This is a genomic window from Paenibacillus curdlanolyticus YK9, from assembly GCF_000179615.1.
Classification (GTDB): Bacteria; Bacillota; Bacilli; order Paenibacillales; family Paenibacillaceae; genus Paenibacillus_T; species Paenibacillus_T curdlanolyticus.
This window is the reverse complement of record NZ_AEDD01000008.1, coordinates 175,867-192,932: the sequence shown is the minus strand read 5'-3', so window position 1 is coordinate 192,932 and position 17,066 is coordinate 175,867. Positions and strand designations below refer to the sequence as shown.

The 17,066-nt window shown below is 50.2% G+C and carries 18 protein-coding genes; 7 read left to right on the top strand and 11 right to left on the bottom strand.

Translation table 11 applies throughout. The features are described 5' to 3' along the window. Window positions 1-20: 20 nt before the first annotated feature. Both PAECUDRAFT_RS15655 and PAECUDRAFT_RS15645 read right to left on the bottom strand, forming a co-directional pair. Window positions 21-317, bottom strand: coding sequence for a hypothetical protein (locus tag PAECUDRAFT_RS15655; RefSeq protein ID WP_006039086.1), 297 nt, complete (start codon window positions 315-317; stop codon window positions 21-23). A gap of 491 nt (window positions 318-808) precedes the next feature. Further along, on the bottom strand, window positions 809-1,012 hold the full coding sequence (locus PAECUDRAFT_RS15645; RefSeq protein WP_006039083.1) for a hypothetical protein: 204 nt from the start codon (window positions 1,010-1,012) through the stop codon (window positions 809-811). Between the two features lie 196 nt (window positions 1,013-1,208). Between PAECUDRAFT_RS15645 and PAECUDRAFT_RS15640 the strand changes: the two genes are divergently transcribed. From PAECUDRAFT_RS15640 to PAECUDRAFT_RS15630, 3 genes are all read left to right on the top strand, one after another. Then, on the top strand, window positions 1,209-1,610 hold the full coding sequence (locus PAECUDRAFT_RS15640; RefSeq protein WP_006039082.1) for a helix-turn-helix domain-containing protein: 402 nt from the start codon (window positions 1,209-1,211) through the stop codon (window positions 1,608-1,610). 10 nt (window positions 1,611-1,620) lie between these two features. Beyond that, window positions 1,621-2,082 carry an ImmA/IrrE family metallo-endopeptidase gene (locus PAECUDRAFT_RS15635; RefSeq protein WP_006039081.1) on the top strand — a complete coding sequence of 154 codons (462 nt, stop codon included), beginning with the start codon at window positions 1,621-1,623 and terminating at the stop codon, window positions 2,080-2,082. 75 nt (window positions 2,083-2,157) lie between these two features. Then, window positions 2,158-3,198, top strand: a complete 1,041-nt coding sequence (locus PAECUDRAFT_RS15630) for a site-specific integrase (RefSeq protein WP_006039080.1) — start codon at window positions 2,158-2,160, stop codon at window positions 3,196-3,198. A gap of 65 nt (window positions 3,199-3,263) precedes the next feature. On the opposite strand, the gene sufB is transcribed toward PAECUDRAFT_RS15630, so the two are convergent. From sufB to PAECUDRAFT_RS15600, 6 genes are all read right to left on the bottom strand, one after another. Continuing rightward, complete coding sequence (gene sufB / locus PAECUDRAFT_RS15625) at window positions 3,264-4,661, bottom strand: Fe-S cluster assembly protein SufB (protein ID WP_006039079.1); 1,398 nt, start codon at window positions 4,659-4,661, stop codon at window positions 3,264-3,266. Between the two features lie 70 nt (window positions 4,662-4,731). Further along, the gene (sufU, locus tag PAECUDRAFT_RS15620; RefSeq protein WP_006039078.1) at window positions 4,732-5,160 is read right to left on the bottom strand and encodes a Fe-S cluster assembly sulfur transfer protein SufU; all 429 of its coding nucleotides are present in this window, start codon (window positions 5,158-5,160) and stop codon (window positions 4,732-4,734) included. After that, entirely contained in the window at window positions 5,147-6,373 is a 1,227-nt protein-coding gene (locus PAECUDRAFT_RS15615) for a cysteine desulfurase (protein ID WP_006039077.1), read from the bottom strand. The genes sufU and PAECUDRAFT_RS15615 overlap by 14 nt, the downstream gene beginning before the upstream one ends. Next, window positions 6,370-7,677 (bottom strand): Fe-S cluster assembly protein SufD, encoded by a 1,308-nt coding sequence (gene sufD, locus PAECUDRAFT_RS15610; RefSeq protein WP_006039076.1) that lies wholly within the window; start codon window positions 7,675-7,677, stop codon window positions 6,370-6,372. The genes PAECUDRAFT_RS15615 and sufD overlap by 4 nt, the downstream gene beginning before the upstream one ends. A gap of 22 nt (window positions 7,678-7,699) precedes the next feature. Continuing rightward, window positions 7,700-8,479, bottom strand: a complete 780-nt coding sequence (sufC, locus tag PAECUDRAFT_RS15605) for a Fe-S cluster assembly ATPase SufC (protein ID WP_006039075.1) — start codon at window positions 8,477-8,479, stop codon at window positions 7,700-7,702. A 261-nt stretch (window positions 8,480-8,740) separates the two neighbouring features. Further along, window positions 8,741-9,325, bottom strand: coding sequence for a DUF1802 family protein (locus PAECUDRAFT_RS15600; RefSeq protein WP_006039074.1), 585 nt, complete (start codon window positions 9,323-9,325; stop codon window positions 8,741-8,743). A 220-nt stretch (window positions 9,326-9,545) separates the two neighbouring features. Between PAECUDRAFT_RS15600 and mtnK the strand changes: the two genes are divergently transcribed. Together mtnK and mtnA are read left to right on the top strand one after the other, a co-directional pair. Next, on the top strand, window positions 9,546-10,757 hold the full coding sequence (gene mtnK / locus PAECUDRAFT_RS15595) for an S-methyl-5-thioribose kinase (RefSeq protein WP_006039073.1): 1,212 nt from the start codon (window positions 9,546-9,548) through the stop codon (window positions 10,755-10,757). A 2-nt stretch (window positions 10,758-10,759) separates the two neighbouring features. After that, on the top strand, window positions 10,760-11,821 hold the full coding sequence (gene mtnA, locus PAECUDRAFT_RS15590; RefSeq protein WP_006039072.1) for an S-methyl-5-thioribose-1-phosphate isomerase: 1,062 nt from the start codon (window positions 10,760-10,762) through the stop codon (window positions 11,819-11,821). Window positions 11,822-11,958: 137 nt separating this feature from the next. On the opposite strand, the gene PAECUDRAFT_RS15585 is transcribed toward mtnA, so the two are convergent. Further along, entirely contained in the window at window positions 11,959-12,264 is a 306-nt protein-coding gene (locus PAECUDRAFT_RS15585) for a YunC family protein (protein WP_006039071.1), read from the bottom strand. Window positions 12,265-12,447: 183 nt separating this feature from the next. Between PAECUDRAFT_RS15585 and PAECUDRAFT_RS15580 the strand changes: the two genes are divergently transcribed. Continuing rightward, a complete protein-coding gene (locus PAECUDRAFT_RS15580; RefSeq protein ID WP_006039070.1) occupies window positions 12,448-12,999 on the top strand; it encodes a hypothetical protein in 552 nt (183 codons plus the stop codon). A gap of 108 nt (window positions 13,000-13,107) precedes the next feature. Here the strand turns inward: PAECUDRAFT_RS15580 and PAECUDRAFT_RS15575 are convergent, their stop codons facing one another. Both PAECUDRAFT_RS15575 and PAECUDRAFT_RS15570 read right to left on the bottom strand, forming a co-directional pair. Then, a complete protein-coding gene (locus tag PAECUDRAFT_RS15575; protein ID WP_006039069.1) occupies window positions 13,108-15,000 on the bottom strand; it encodes a putative bifunctional diguanylate cyclase/phosphodiesterase in 1,893 nt (630 codons plus the stop codon). A gap of 156 nt (window positions 15,001-15,156) precedes the next feature. After that, window positions 15,157-15,552, bottom strand: coding sequence for a DUF423 domain-containing protein (locus PAECUDRAFT_RS15570; protein WP_006039068.1), 396 nt, complete (start codon window positions 15,550-15,552; stop codon window positions 15,157-15,159). 200 nt (window positions 15,553-15,752) lie between these two features. Between PAECUDRAFT_RS15570 and yhbH the strand changes: the two genes are divergently transcribed. Beyond that, window positions 15,753-16,916: a sporulation protein YhbH gene (gene yhbH / locus PAECUDRAFT_RS15565; RefSeq protein ID WP_006039067.1), complete on the top strand. Its 1,164-nt coding sequence runs from the start codon at window positions 15,753-15,755 to the stop codon at window positions 16,914-16,916. Window positions 16,917-17,066 lie beyond the last annotated feature (150 nt).

Sequence of the window (17,066 nt, the reverse complement as noted above, 5' to 3'; positions counted from 1 at the left end):
TAACCTCCAGAAATAATGTATTAGTCCCATGGACCGCGTTGTCTGCGTTCACACTCTTGATAAATTTGCAATTCGTTTTGGAGCCGATCGATTTCACGTTCCATTTGCTGTGCAAGTCGGATCGCATACGGCCAGCCTTCGCGGGCTGCTATGACGAATGTCTGATCCTCAGCCGATACTAAAAAACCTAGAACGCGTCCTTCACCTTTAATCAGCAAATCATAATTCGAATTATTTGTAGTTACCCATGGCCCTTGCGTAGCTGCCTCGCATAGCGCTAGATCAGCCTCAAGATCGCGCACTTGATTTTTTACCAAGAAATACTCCTCCATTTTCAATCCAGCCGCCGTATGCTATAATGGCGGCAACTCTTATTTTTTTTATATTCAGCTCATCGGCTCCTACCCCGATCGAGCTGTTTTCCATTTCAATGCATTCTGATCAGAAGCAAACTCCATAATGCCGATCCGCTCTTGCAGCGTTAACTGCATCCAAACCCAACCTGTGATAGACATCTCTTTTCACCACCCCCCAGCCTTCATGTGTACTTATCGTGTCGCCTTTAGAGGCCAGCATCTCTATTACTCTAAGCTTCACTCTGGGAGATGTACGGATATTTCTCGTGAAAAAACTTAACGGGAATTTTGCCCTTTTCAACCCAGAATCCTTGAGCTTTAAGTTCCTCATTCATGAACTGTATCCGCATTTGCGCGGTTCTTACCGTTCCACAACATAAGAGGCGTTGAACATCTTTCGAGTCGTAATAATGTTTCATACCGATAATCCTCGCTTTCTATTGAATACATCCTCACCTTTCCGTTTTGAACAGATAATCCAGTGGCAAGTCTGGGAAAAATTCCGACTGGATTTTAAACGCCTCGTCAATCCATAACGGAGCTTTCCCATTTAGCTTTGCAGAAACTGTGGCTGGACGGTTCGTGTTCAAAACAGGGATGATGTCTTTCTGCTTTAATCCCTTGCGCGCTAACTCAGCAGTCAAATTCGGAAACATTTGCATTCACCCCCTCTAAGAGTTACGAGTTGTCGTAACTCTCGAATTCAATATATACGACATAAAGTAACAAGTCAACTGAAAAGGGGAATATTTTTACGACACAGCGTACATATTTGTTTACTTTGAGTGAAAAGTGTAATACTATGAGGAAGTAGTTACGAATAAACGTAACGAATTATAGGAGGAATATATTGTGTTAAGTCGAGGCGAATACCTTTCTAAGATTATCGAGGAGAAAGGTTTCAACGTAATGAGCTTATCCAAAGCATCAGGTGTAGCATATACGACAATCAGATCTATGATTGAGAGAGACTTAGCAAACGCATCTATAGATAACGTTTTAAAAATATGCGCAATTTTAGGAATTAAAGCAGAGTCCTTGAACAAGCCTGAACTGTCTGCTAAAGAAGAGCGTGACATCGCTGAAGACTTAGCAAGAATGATCGGTGAACTCGAAACCAATGAAGCTCTGGCCTTCCACGGCGAGCCAATGGACGATGAGACAAAAGAGCTAATGAAAATCTCCCTTGAAAACTCCCTGCGGCTTGCAAAGCAAGTGGCCAAAAAGAAATTCAATCCCAACAAGAATAAATAAGGGGGACCTGATGGCGATTAAGCAGCTTGTCAATCAGATCGTCCGCAAATATGGAACGAACAATCCTTTCAAAATCGCATCTCAGAAAAACATCATCGTCCTGTTCGAACCCCTAGGCGGAATGATGGGATACTTCAACACTTACAAACGTATCCCAATGATCCACATCAACGAAGATCTGGATGAGCATGACCAGAAATATACTTGCGCTCATGAACTTGGTCATGCATTCCAGCACCGGAACGTAAACACCCCATTCTTGAAACGAAATACTCTGCAATCTATCGATAAAATCGAACGGGAAGCTAACCAGTTTGCGGTCGAACTACTTATACCAGACAAGCTTCTGCTCGAAGGGATGACAATCTATGAAGCTGCAAGCCGATGCGGTGTACCTGAAGAGGTAGCTCACCTCAAGAAACCGACTAAGCGAAGCTTCTGGAAAGATGATGACTCCTATATTAATTTCTAACCTTCGCGCTTTCCAGCCGCAAGGCTGTTTACTATACACAAAAACAGAACATATGTTCTAAATGGAGGTAGTGAATTGCCAGTTTATAAAGATGAGGCTCGAAAGACTTACTATTTTAAAGTGCGTTACAAGGATATTTATGGTCGGAGTAAACAGGGACTTCGAAGGGGATTTAAGAAGCAAAGTGAAGCGAAATTAGCAGAAGCTAACTTTCTAATCGAGGTCGCAAATCAGTTTTCAAGCGAAGCAACGATTGATGATGTATTTAAGCACAACATTAAGCACAAAAAATTAAAACCAAAAACAATACGAAGGAGGACAAATGAATATAACTTGCATATTAAGCCAAGATTTGGTCAAACCAAAGCAAAAGACGTTAGCACCCAGCAATCTGTTGAATTTAAATCAGAACTAGAAAATAATTTTACATCAATGAATAGTGCACGAACAGTTTACAGCAATTTCAAGATATTGATCCATCACGCCATCAAGTTTTTCGGTTTAAAAGTTGACCCGACACTTGCAGCTGGATCAATTCAAAGAATTCGCCCTCGCATTAATTTTATTAAAAGGGAGCCCTTTGAAGATCGCGTAACGGAGCTTAAACATCTCTATTATGAGGAGCTTGCACGTCTGCTTTTTTACACTGGCCTTCGCATAGGTGAAGCAATGGGTTTAGCGTGGGAAGACATCGATCTGGATGTCAGCCAATTGCATGTTAATAAGACACTGGATATCACAACCCGAACTTGTACTACCCCAAAAACTGCTGGTTCATTTGGTTATGTCCCGTTTCCCTCATTTATAAAAGAAATGCTATTGAAAATGAAAAAGGAATCCGCTGAAAAAATATACGGATTCCACGATAAACTATATGTTTTTGGAGGTCTTGGTCCCTACCATTATTCGCATTTCTCAAAGCATTTCAAACGTGTTTTCCCCGAACTACGCATTCACGATCTACGACATAGCTACGCTTCGTATTTAATCAACAAAGGTGTGGACATCTACCTTGTGAAAGAACTCATGCGCCACGATGACATTAAGCAAACCGCTAACACGTACGGACATCTTTACAATGAAAGAAAACACGAAGCAATGTCTGTATTCGATTAGCGGTATCATTTCGGTATCATGAGCCGATAATATACCGCTAATCCCTTACCCCGCTTGACTTCCCTTTAACCGATCGAGCCTTCCATCTCGAACTTGATGAGACGGTTCATTTCGACAGCGTACTCCATCGGAAGCTCTTTCGTGAACGGCTCAATGAAGCCCATGACGATCATCTGCGTTGCTTCTGCCTCGGACAAGCCGCGGCTCATCAGGTAGAACAGCTGATCCTCAGAAACCTTGGATACCGTTGCTTCATGCTCAAGCGTGATATTGTCGTTCATGATCTCGTTGTACGGAATCGTGTCGGACGTCGACTCATTATCGAGGATGAGCGTATCGCACTTGATGTTCGCTTTGGAGCCTTCGGAGTTGCGTCCGAACGATGCCAAACCACGGTACGTTACTTTACCGCCGTGCTTGGAGATCGATTTCGACACGATCGTCGACGTCGTATCTGGCGCCAAGTGAATCATTTTTGCGCCTGCATCCTGATGCTGGCCTTTGCCTGCTACAGCGATCGACAAGACCATGCCTTTCGCGCCGCGGCCTTTGAGCACGACAGCTGGATATTTCATCGTCAGCTTGGAGCCGATGTTGCCGTCAACCCACTCCATCGTTGCATTTTCTTCTGCAACCGCACGTTTGGTAACGAGGTTGTAGATGTTTGGCGCCCAGTTTTGGATCGTCGTATAACGAACGCGAGCGTTCTTCTTAACGATGATTTCAACAACTGCGCTGTGCAGCGAGTTCGTGCTGTAGACAGGAGCTGTACAGCCTTCTACGTAATGTACGAAGCTGTCTTCGTCAGCAATGATCAGCGTACGCTCGAATTGTCCCATGTTTTCCGAGTTGATGCGGAAGTATGCTTGAAGCGGAATTTCGCACTTCACGCCTTTTGGAACATAAATGAAGCTGCCGCCGGACCATACCGCACTGTTAAGCGCCGCGAATTTGTTATCCGCTGGCGGAATTACCGTACCGAAGTACTCTTGGAACAGCTCTGGATGCTCGCGAAGCGCCGTGTCCGTATCCGTAAAGATAACGCCTTGCTTCTCGAGATCCTCCTGCATGCTGTGGTAAACAACCTCGGACTCGTACTGTGCCGAGACGCCTGCAAGGAACTTCTGCTCCGCTTCAGGAATACCGAGCTTATCGAACGTTTCCTTGATCTCTGCCGGTACCTCTTCCCACGTTTTACCTTGCTTCTCAGAAGGCTTCACGTAGTACTGGATATCGTTAAAATCAAGATCATCCATATTGCCGCCCCATTGCGGCATTGGCATTTTGTTGAACTGCTCAAGCGATTTGAGGCGGAAATTCAACATGAATTCCGGCTCGCCTTTCATTTCGGAAATCGTACGAACGATTTCTGGCGTCAATCCTTTACCGGATTGGAATACCGCCTTGTGCTCGTCGCGAAAACCATACTTATACTCTTCCATTTCCGGCATTTTCTTTGCCATGGCAGTCACGCCTCCTCTATGATTTTGTCTGTATAGGAATACCCGATCCGTAATCGAGCGCGCGGATAGCTTATGATTGCTGCTGATGTTCAATCCCTTTGCGAAGCGCGTTCCAAGCGAGTGTCGCACATTTGATTCGAGCCGGGAACTTGTTAACGCCCGACAATGCCTCGATGTCCTCCAGCTCCTCGAACTCCACTGGCGCTCCCTTCATCAGCGAAGAGAAACGTTCAGCGAGCTCAAGCGCTTCCTCATAGGTTCTACCTTTAACTGCTTCTGTCATCATGGAAGCCGACGACAAACTGATCGAGCAGCCTTCGCCGCTGAACTTCGCATCGGTAACCTTGCCGTCCTCTACCTGAAGCTGAAGCGCAATACGATCGCCGCAGGTCGGATTGTTCAAGTTGATCGTTACCGAATCATTGTCCATCGTACCGCGGTTTCTCGGGTTCTTGTAATGGTCCATGATGACTCTGCGATACAAATCATCCAATTGCATGGCCGAAAAACTCCTTTGTCCGATGCAGTGAACCGACGAGTCGGTCTACATCTGCCTCGGTATTGTACAGATAGAAGCTTGCCCGTGCCGTTGCACTCACATTCAACCAACGCATAAGCGGCTGGCAGCAGTGATGGCCTGCCCGTACGGCAACGCCCTCAGAATCAAGCGCCGTGGCCACGTCATGCGGATGAACATCGTCCAGATTGAACGTTACGAGACCTACGCGGCCTTCCTTCGGTCCATAGATCGTAACGCCTTCAATAGCCGATAGCTGTTCATAGGCATATGCCGCCAAATGCTGCTCATGCTGATGAATATGCTCAAGGCCGATTTCTTGCAAAAAGTCGATTGCGGCTGCAAGGCCAACCGCGCCCGCAATTATAGGCGTACCGCCCTCGAATCGGGAAGGCGCGTCCTTCCACGTCGATTCATACAAGTCGACGAAGTCGATCATTTCGCCGCCGAATTCGATGGGCTCCATCCGATTAAGGATGGCTTTCTTGCCGTACAATGCGCCTACGCCGGTAGGACCGCACATCTTGTGCGCCGAGAAAGCGTAGAAATCACAATCGAGTTCCTGCACGTCCACCTTCATGTGCGGCGTACTTTGCGCGCCATCGATAACCATAACGGCACCATTGCGATGTGCGATTTCTGCGATTTGCTTCACCGGATTAATGACGCCGAGCACGTTGGAAGCGTAAGTGACTGCAACGACTTTCGTCCGTTCCGTCACCGTAGCTTCGACATCTGCCAACGAAATCGTGCCATCAGGCTGAAGCGGAATATATTTCAACGTTGCGCCGGTTGCTTTCGCCGCTTGCTGCCACGGAATGAGATTGCTGTGATGCTCCATTGGCGTAATGACGATTTCGTCGCCTTCGCCGCATACCGAACGAGCATAGCTGCCAGCCACCAGATTGAGCGCCGTCGTCGTGCCGCGCGTGAAGACGATCTCTTCTTCGCTAGCTGCATTCAAAAATGCTGCTACCTTGGAGCGAGCTCCTTCATAAGCATCCGTTGCACGCGAGCCCAACGTATGCACGCCGCGGTGTACGTTCGCATTGTCCCATTCGTAGTAGCGTTTCACCGCATCAATGACGGAACGCGGCTTCTGTGAAGTCGCCGCGCTGTCCAAGTATACGAGCGGATGCCCGTTCACTTCTTGATGCAGAATCGGAAACTGCTCCCGAATCGCATTTACATTCATGCTTCCAGCTTCCTTTCGAGCAGACGCTGCAGCTGCTCACGGACGGCATCGATCGGAATTTCCGATACGACTGGCGCCAAGAAACCGTAAATAATGAGCCGTTCCGCGTCCTTCTTGGCAATGCCCCGGGACATGAGATAGTACACTTGCTCCGGGTTAACTTGGCCAACGCTCGCTGCGTGGCCTGCAGTAACATCGTCTTCGTCGATCAGCAGAATCGGATTGGCGTCGCCGCGCGATTTTGGGCTGAGCATGAGTACTTTTTCCGTTTGCTCGCCATTCGCTTTGGTTGCGCCCTTCTCGATTTTCGTAATACCGTTAATGATAGCCGTAGCTGCGTCACGCATAACAGCACGCGTAATCATCTGACTATCGGAGCTGCGGCCGAAGTGAACCGCTTGCGTCGTCAAGGACATTTTCTGGTCGTTCGAGCCAATGCTGATGACTTTGGAATCAGAGGATGATCCTTTGCCGTTGAGCACCGATTTCGTGTCCGACAGCGTATTGCCATCGTTCAGATCACCGATAACCCACTCTACGCGCGCATCGTTATCGAGCGCTGCGCGACGGATCGACAGATCTACAATGCCGCCGCTCATATTATGAATAGAAGCAAAGTTAACTTGGGCGCCGGCTTTCGCTACAACCTCGACGATCGAATGATGAACCGAGGAAGCGTCAGCTGCGCTGCCCGTTGTTACAACATTATCAACATACGTCACGCGGCTATGCGTTTCTGCTACGATCAGAATATGAGGCGCGAACGCCGCTTCTGCGTCATCGTTGAACAGTACCGCCTGCAGCGGAACTTCAACTTCAACGTTTTTCGGAACATAAACGAATACCCCGCCATTCCACAATGCCCCATGCAATGCCGTCAGTTTGTCTTCGTTATTCGGAACTACGCTGTGCAAGTAAGGCTGCACCAGATTGCTGTGCTCACGCGCCGCTGTTTCCAAATCGGTGAAAATAACGCCTTTAGCTTTCAGCTCTTCGGACAGTTTGCCATAAACTGCGCCTGAACCTCGCTGTACGATAAGTCCCGCTTCCGCTTGCGCAGTGAGCGCTTGAATGTCCTCCGGCAGCTCCGTCAATTGACCAACCGGTTGTGCTGCTTTATATTGACCGAACGCCGACAGATTCCAGCGATCGATTCTTGTTTTCTCCACTTTCGGCAACTCCAGCGTTTCCGCCAGTTCCGCCGCGTTAGCGCGTTGCGCTGTCAACCATTCCGGCTCTCCCTTGCTTCGCGACAACGCCTCGGCTGCTTGCCGGCTAACGGGAGTCGATAATTGAATGCTCATGCTCGATTGCCCCCTTCTCCGATTAAGCCTGGCCGACCGTTTCGTCCACGATGCCCAGTTCTTCTTTCACCCAATCATAACCTTCGTTCTCCAGACGCTCAGCCAGCTCAGGACCGCCGGATTTAACGATGCGACCTTGCATCATAACGTGTACGAAATCTGGTTTGATGTAGTTCAACAGACGTTGGTAGTGTGTAATGACGAGGAAGCCGCGATCTTCCGAACGCATTGCGTTCACGCCGTTCGATACGATGCGCAACGCGTCGATGTCAAGACCCGAATCGATTTCATCAAGGATAACGATTTTCGGATCAAGCAGCATCATTTGCAAAATTTCGTTCCGTTTTTTCTCGCCGCCGGAGAAGCCTTCGTTAAGATAACGATGTGCAAATTCCGTGTTCATCTCGAGCTCTTTCATTTTGCCTTCCATTTGGCGGATGAACTTGATCAGGCTGATCTCGTTGCCTTCGCCGCGACGCGCGTTAATCGCGCTGCGCAGGAAGTCGGAGTTCGTAACGCCCGTAATTTCGCTCGGGTATTGCATAGCGAGGAACATGCCCGCCAGCGCGCGCTCGTCAACGCCCATCTCAAGGATGTCTTCGCCGTCAAGCAGCGCCGTGCCGCCCGTTACTTCATACTTCGGATGGCCCATCAGTGCGGACGCAAGCGTACTTTTACCCGTACCGTTTGGTCCCATGATCGCGTGGATCTCGCCACCCTTAATTTCCAAGTTGATACCCTTCAAAATTTCCTTACCTTCGACAGACGCTTTCAGACCGTCGATAACGAATTGTGTCGACATATGTGCCGCTCCTTCCAAAATATAAATATATCTGCTAGTTGTGGGCGTCCACTCACTAGACGCATATGCTGCCGGAGCAGGCTGAATGATGCAACTGTAACGCTTGCCACACAACTTACAAAGCCCATTTGATTCTCATTGATTCTCAATAATTATTTTATTATAAGTTTTGTTACAAATCAATGAGCGTTTCATGGATGTCTTGTGAACCTTCGATGAAACTGGCCAAATTAGCTTGTCCAGCCCGACTTTAGCGAAAAGCTAACCTTGCAGTAGCGAGCGAATACGATTCACTGCTTCATTAAAGGCTTCATCCGATAAAACCGGCGTCATCCCTGTCGTATCCGGCACGCCATCCTCTAGCGTAACCCACGACTTGCACCCGCTGTAAGCTGGCCGCATAGGCACAGTTATAGGCTGGTCCAGCTTGTAGACGCGAAGCAGAAGCACATGCAGCGGATTTTTCTTTTTCCACTTCAACCGCTCCTCAGCGAAGGTTTCCGTCCAAATGTGCTCGCCGAAGATCCGATTTAACGTCTCTCCATCATGAACCTCTATATCCTCCACCGCTTCAGCATATGCGCTAAGCGTCATCGTCTCCGCTTCCTTCGACCAGCCCTCCAGCGTACGGTCGATGCCGTCGCGATAAGGCTCCTTCAGCAGCTCTCTCCTTTGATGCTCGAAAGCTGGCATAAGATAGAAACTGGGACGAATTAAACGAAAATCACGCGTCTCCTCGATAATGCCGCCCTTGCGCATAATGACAATAAGATCGCCTGCCGCTAGCGATTGAACCGCGACTGCCCATTCCTTCAACGCAACGGGCTGCTGCAACGTTTCTTCCATTTTATGTATCCCCCTTACCAAATCAATTCATACCGCCGCGCCGGCGGTAGCCGCATAACCCGCTCTCCATTATAGCAAGAAGGTATTCCAACGCGAAACATATTTCAGTATACTAGGAAAGATGAATTAGGGTCTGACGTAATACGATCGATAGCCTACGCAGGCTTCGATTCCTTTACTCATAGCGTTACATTTTAATTTGCACCGGAGGTGGCTTGCATTGACTACGACGTACCGTCCGTTAACCGAGCAAGAAGCGATCGAGATCGCGCGCACAATTGAAGGCATTTTCCCGGAAGGGGCCGACCTGAAATCCCGCGAAATCGGCGACGGAAACCTGAACCTCGTGTTTCACATCACGGACCCAGCTAGCGGAAGCAGCCTAATTATGAAACAAGCGCTGCCTTATGCCAAGGTTGTCGGCGAATCGTGGCCGCTTACGCTTGATCGCGCGCGCATCGAGAGCGAATCGCTTATTTTGCAAAATAAACTTGCGCCTGGCCTCGTTCCGCAAGTGTACCGTTATGATGCAGCGCTCGCACTGACGGTCATGGAGGATCTGAGCAGCCATGTCATTATGCGCCGCGGCCTCATGGACACGATCGACTACCCGCTGTTCGCGGACCATATCTCAACTTTCCTAGCTAGAACGTTGTTCCTCACTTCCGATTTGGGCATGAACCAGCAGGAGAAGAAGCTGCTCGTACGCGACTTCATTAATCCTGAGCTGTGCAAAATAACGGAAGAGCTCATCTTCGACGATCCTTATACAGACGCGGAGACAAACAATATCCCTGCGCCGATCCGCGATGCGGTCGAAGCGATCTGGCAAGATGGCGAGCTGCAATTCGAGGTTGCCCTGCTCCGTCAGAAATTCCTGACAAGCGCAGAAGCATTGCTTCATGGCGATCTTCATACAGGCAGCATTTTCATCACGCCAGAGTCAACGAAAGTGATTGATCCCGAATTTGCTTATTATGGCCCAATGGGCTTCGATATCGGTGCCGTAATCGGCAACTTGCTGCTTAATTTCGCCGCACAGGAGCACTGGAGCTCCGACGCTGATGCACGCGCGCGATACCGTACGAACCTGCTCACGATGATCGAGAGCATTTGGACGCAATTCGAAACCAAATTCCGCGCGCTTTGGAACGAGCAGTCTGTCGATCGCCTCGCTTCCGCCGCTCCGGGCTATCAAGATTTTTATATGAAGCGACTTCTCCAAGACACAATCGGATTCGCAGGGTGCAAAATGGTTCGCCGCGTATATGGCCTCGCCCATGTTGCTGACATCGATGCTATTACTGACGAGACGGTACGCGAGAAAGCACAGCGCCTCGCACTTGCAATAGGCACGGCGCTCATTCGCGGCAACCGTCAAGCCGAAACAATCGGACATGTAATCGATATCGTAAAGAAAGAAGGATTTTAAAGATGACTACCGCTTCTGAATATGCTGGACTGCAATCCGTAATCTGGGTTGGCACGCATCTGGATTTGCTCGACCAACGTCTGCTTCCCGAAGAAGTGCTTTACCTGCCGCTGGAAACCTCCGAAAGCGTATGGGATGCGATTAAGCATCTGGCTGTACGCGGCGCGCCTGCGATCGGCATCGCTGCTGCTTACGGCGTTGTTCTCGGCTCCCGTCATGCGGAAGGCTCCGTCGAAGCTTGGCTGCAAACGGTCAACGAAACGGCTGACTACTTGGCAACTTCGCGTCCGACAGCAGTGAACCTGTTCTGGGCGCTCGATCGAATGAAAGCGCGCGCGGCACAGCTCGCAGCGGAAGGCTTGTCCCTTGAAGGCTGCAAGCAAGCGCTCCTCGATGACGCGATCGCCATTCAAAGCGAAGACGAAGAGACTTGCCGTCTCATCGGCGTACACGCTCTCGAGCTGTTCGAGGATGGCATGGGCGTCTTGACCCACTGTAATGCCGGCGGACTTGCAACAGCGAAGTACGGCACAGCGCTTGCACCCTTTTACCTTGCCCAAGAACGCGGCATCGCGCTCAAAGTATTTGCCGATGAAACGCGTCCTGTTCTGCAAGGCGCTCGCCTGACTGCTTTCGAGCTGCAGCAAGCTGGCGTGGACGTTACGCTGATTTGCGACAACATGGCCGGCATGGTCATGTCCAAAGGCTGGATCAACGCCGTAATCGTTGGTACCGACCGCGTAGCGGCGAACGGCGACGTTGCCAACAAAATCGGCACCTACAGCGTAGCCGTGCTTGCCAAAGCTCATGGCATCCCATTCTACGTCGCTTGCCCATTGTCGACCATCGACCTGAATACGCCTAGCGGCGACTTGATTCCAATCGAGGAACGCCATGCTGAGGAAATTACAGAGGGCTTCGGCAAACGCACCGCTCCGCAAGGCGTTAAAGTATTTAACCCGGCATTCGATGTAACGCCAAATGAGTATGTGACAGCGATCATTACGGAAAAAGGGATCGTGCGTCCTCCATTCAACGTGAACTTAAAGAAACTGTTTGAGTAATTTCGAAGCTTGCTTCGAATAGAATCGAAACTAGTTTCGATTGAAGAGAAACTTGTTTCGAGCAAAAGAAACAAAGCCTCTATTGAGCCGCTCCTATCACGTAGGCATGCTGTTCAATAGAGGCTTTTTTTCTACCATCAGGACAAAAGAAGAAGCGCATCCTTGCCGCTCATGCCAACATGAATGCCAATCTGCTCGGCATGCGTCGTAACGGACTCCAGCGGCGCTTCCATCAGCTGCTCCAGCGTCCGTACGCCAACTGCACGGCCTGCGAGTATGCCGCGTTCCGCCAAGTCGCGGTTGAGCAGCTCGACATCCAGCGCGCCGCACATGATATACCCTTTATCGGTCATCCAGACAAGCAGCGTCGTTTTCGGCAGCTTCACCTCAACCCCAATAACCGTCTTTCCATTGTCTAAAATATAGGGGACCATTTGCATCATAAGCTTCCCGATTCCCCTCCTTCACTTATCGATATTGCCACTATCTCACTATATGCGGCAATCGCTGTCAGGTTCTCGATGTTATCGCTTACAATTTTGTGATTAAAGTAGGATGTTCGGTTGTCCGTAACCATGTAAATCTGGTATATTAGTATCATCATTATTCAAGGTCGGAGGAACCAAATGACCCGCACGAGCGAAGGACGTAATACCCACTTATTCCAAGTCGAGATACTCGTTGAAGGCGAAACCAATGCCAAAGCGCTCGAGCAACTGTTGCATGTATTAAACGGGGGCGGGTTCCCTGATTTTCGCATCCTGTCCGGCAGCGAGCTAGGCCAATTAATAGACCGGCTGCAGCAGCAGGCTGCAGCTTCGCCAGCTCCCACGCCTGCCGCAACGAAGAAAGAGCCTGCTGTAAACACAAGCTCTGTTAAATCGAACAAAACCGCGGCTGCGAATACGAGCGGACAACCGAGCAAAGCATCTGCCAAACCAGCAGCTACAACCGATTCGAGCAACCCGCTGGCCCTTATTTCCGAGCAGTTCCGTGACTGCATGAAGCAGAACAAATTGATCCGCCTTAAAGTAAACAAGGGCATGGGCGTTACGTTGAACATTCCAGGCCGAATCATTAATCTGGATGAGGAAAGTTCCATGCTGACGGTTTACCATGTCGACGAGAAACAAGTCTATACGTTTAAGCTTAATGAAATTGATGACTACTCCATGTAAGGCTAACGATATAGCATGACGAAACAAACAAAGAAGCCCCGATGACCTCATGCAAAACGCATAAGGACATCGGGGCTTCTTTTGCTAACGCTTTTAAGCTCTTAACAACTAAGCTACCAGCATCTCGGCGATACGCTCGCTCGTCACCGGCGGGCTTCCATAGTAGCCTTGCATCTCATCGCACAGATGCATCTTCAGAAACTGCACCTGCTGCGCCGTCTCGACGCCTTCCGCTATGACTTGCATGTTCAGGTTATGCGCCATCGCAATAATAGCTGCTACGATTTCTGCATCGCCAGGATCCTGCTCGATGTCGCTCACGAAGGATCGGTCAATTTTCAGGCGATCCACCGGGAAGTGCTTCAAATAATGGAACGAGCTATAGCCTGTGCCGAAGTCATCAATGCTAATGCTGATCCCTAAAGCGGTCAATTCGTTTAGGCTCTGTGTCAGCTTGTCCGGATCCATCGTCATCGACTCTGTAATTTCAAGCTCCAGGTAGCGAGGCTCAAGCCCCACCTTCGTCAATACAGCTTCGACGCTTGCCGTGAAATTAGGCTGCCAGAATTGACGCATCGACAGATTGACGGAAACCGGGATCGGCGCCAGCCCCGCATCTTGCCACGACTTGTTCTGGCGGCATGCTTCCTCCAGCACCCATTGTCCAATCTGGACGATAACGCCGCTCTCCTCCGCCAGCGGAATGAATTTGGACGGCTGAACAAGCCCGCGCAGCGGATGATGCCAACGAAGCAGCGCTTCTACCCCAACAATGTCGCCTGTGTTCATATCATATTGCGGCTGATAGAGCAGCACGAACTCGCGATTGGCAACCGCTCGCCGCAAATCATGCTGCAAGCGAAGCCGCTCTAACGAAGCCTCGTCCCACTCTTCGCGATAAATCAAACACTCATTCCGTCCGTTTTCTTTGGCCTTGATCAAGGCCAGGTTGGCATTGCGCAGCAGCTTGTCCGGGTAGAGCGGCTCCTGCGCACTCGATGACCAGCCTGCGCTTGCGGTAAGTTGAATCGGGATGCCTTGCAGTTCAAACGGCTCCTCCAATGCGCTTAGCAGCGATTGAACTGCCGCTTCGATCTGACCTTCGCTGTTCTTCGCAGCAAGGATAACGCCGAATTTGTCCCCGTCCATCCGACACACAAAATCGACATCCGTGCAGCCTCTCAGCAATCGATCTGCCATCTGGAGCAGCAGCATATCGCCATAATCATGGCCGTATGACGCGTTGATTAATTTGAAATGATCGATGTCTAAGCAGCAAACCGCCAGCATGCTATCAGGCTCTCGCACCTCCGCCAGCATCTCGCCAAGCCGTTCCACGAACAGGCGGCGGTTCGGCAGCCCCGTCATATCGTCATAAAAGGCCATATGCTTCACCCGCTCATCATGCCGCTTCCGTTCGCTCATGTCCTGCGCGATTAGGACGCAGCCGCTCGTTCCGCTTTGAATCCCTACAGGAGCGAACAGCACATCCCATGACATGCTCATACCGGTTAAAGAACGGACGCCAATCGTTGCTTGCTCGATTTTCCCTTCATACGCATTGCGCCTATTCGCCTCAAGCAGCGCAAGGTCGCCCGAATCCACGTATCGCTCCAGCAGCTCCCCGACCAAAGCATGGGAATGCCGCTCATAGCCGAGCGCTTCAGCAGCCGCTTCATTCAGCTGGATAATAGCGCCTGTCCGATCCAGTGCGAGAAACGGAAGCGGATTATGCTGCATGCCCGTTAACGCGATAGAGGAACGCGTGCGAACGGCTGCCATCGCTTGCTGTGTCGCTGCTACGATCGACATGCATATGCCGCTTCCAGCCAATCCCAAAGCTAACGGCATGTTTGCAAGCCAAAAGACCGACAGGGCAGAACCCACCAGCAGTAATGCTGACATCAACCACGCGGTCTTGTATAACTTGATTAATATAGGGACGCTGATGCGTTCGCGATGCTGCCAAGTCGTCGAATCTATCTTTTTAAGAACTGTCACCCAAAACGTCCCTCCTGTGTCCGAATGCGAACCAACTGTTGGTTCTATTATAAACGAACGTAACGTTGAGGGATAGAAAAAAATGCTAATATAATGTCGATATTTGTAGATTAATGACATTAATATTGACATCTTATCACTGAATTCACAAATGGGTTAATTCTTCTCGTGCCTGCCTTGCCAAAGCGTCCAAGCAATCATTGCCCAGCCAGCGATAAAAGCAACGCCACCGAGCGGCGTAATGGCGCCAAGCCATTTGATTCCGCTAAGGCTAAGTACATACAAGCTGCCGGAGAAAATGAAAATGCCGATATGAAGCAGCATTGCTCCTCTTTGGATCATCTGTGGGCGATGCGCCCGGCCAGCAAGCAGCGCAACGGCAAGCAGCGCTAGCGCGTGATACATTTGATAGCGAACGCCTGTCTCAAATACGTCGAGCATGTCCGAATCCAGAACATCCTTCAGACCATGTGCGCCGAATGCGCCAAGCATGACCGCCAGCATGGCGTGAACCGCTCCAAAAGCGGCATATTTGTTCGTCAATGTGACCATCCTCTCCGTCCTTCTAATAAATGCCGCACCCATTATAGCATACTCATGGTCCTTTCCAACGCCCCATCGATGACCAATTGTCGAAAGTGGGCGGACTTCATCTCACATAACCCCCATCCCCCTTGAATATAGTTAGTAACAAGCTGTATCGAGAAGCGTAACGACGTTATCGGTCTAACATAGACGGGAGGTGTTCGGGCATGGGTTCATTGGAAAATCCTCTGTTCGTCGTGTCTCGCGAGGACTGGTCGCTGCACCGCAAAGGGTATCAGGACCAGGCTCGCCACCAGGAAAAGGTGAAGGAAGCGATCAAACAGAACCTGCCTGACCTCGTTTCAGAGGAAAGCATCGTCATGTCCGACGGCAAGCAGGTCATCAAGGTGCCGATTCGAAGCTTGGATGAATATCGCATCGTCTACAATTTCAACAAGAACAAGCATGTTGGCCAAGGCGATGGCGATAGTCAGGTTGGCGATGTGCTCGGCGTCGATCCGCAGGCGGCGCAAGGACCCGGCAAAGGCGAAGGCGCCGGCGATCAGCCGGGCGAAGATGTCATTGAAGCCGAAATCAGCCTAGCTGAGCTGGAAGCGATGTTGTTTGAGGAGCTGGAGCTGCCGTTCTTGAAGCAAAAGGACCGCGACCAGCTTGAAACGACGGAAGTTCGATTCAACGACATCCGCAAGAAGGGCATTATGTCTAACATCGACAAAAAGCGGACGATTATGGAAAACTTGCGACGCAACGCGACAAGCGGCCAGCCAGGCATTCATCACATTTCTCCCGATGACCTGCGCTACAAAACATGGGAAGAAATAGTGAAGCCGCAATCCAACGCTGTCATTATCGCAATGATGGATACATCAGGTTCCATGGGATCATTCGAAAAATATTGCGCGCGCAGTTTCTTCTTCTGGATGACTCGCTTTCTCCGGCATCAATATGAGAAGGTCGATATCGTCTTCATCGCCCATCATACCGAAGCGAAAGAAGTGACCGAGGAGGAGTTTTTCACCCGCGGCGAGAGCGGCGGTACGATATGCTCCTCCGCCTACTTAAAAGCGATCGAAATTATCGACAGCCGGTATCCCCCGAATATGTATAACATTTATCCGTTCCACTTCTCCGACGGCGATAATCTGACCAGCGACAACGAACGCTGCGTCAAGCTCATCGGCGAATTGCTCAAGCGCGCCAACCTGTTCGGCTACGGCGAAGTGAACCAATACAACCGCTCCAGCACGCTCATGTCGGCGTATAAGCATATCAACATTCCGAATTTTATGTACCATGTGATTCGCGAGAAAACAGAAGTGTACAATGCGCTGAAATCGTTCTTCCGCAAGCGTGAGGGCGCGACGGTTTGAGCGCAGGGGTGTCCCTAAAGCCACGATGGCGGGGGACGCCCCTTGTTTTTGCGCCGCAAGCGTTTGGCCGGTGTGGTTGCGAGTGGACTGCATGGATGTCGCGTTTGGATGCGGACTGCGATATCCGTTGTGTTTGAGTTGGCGTTGGTG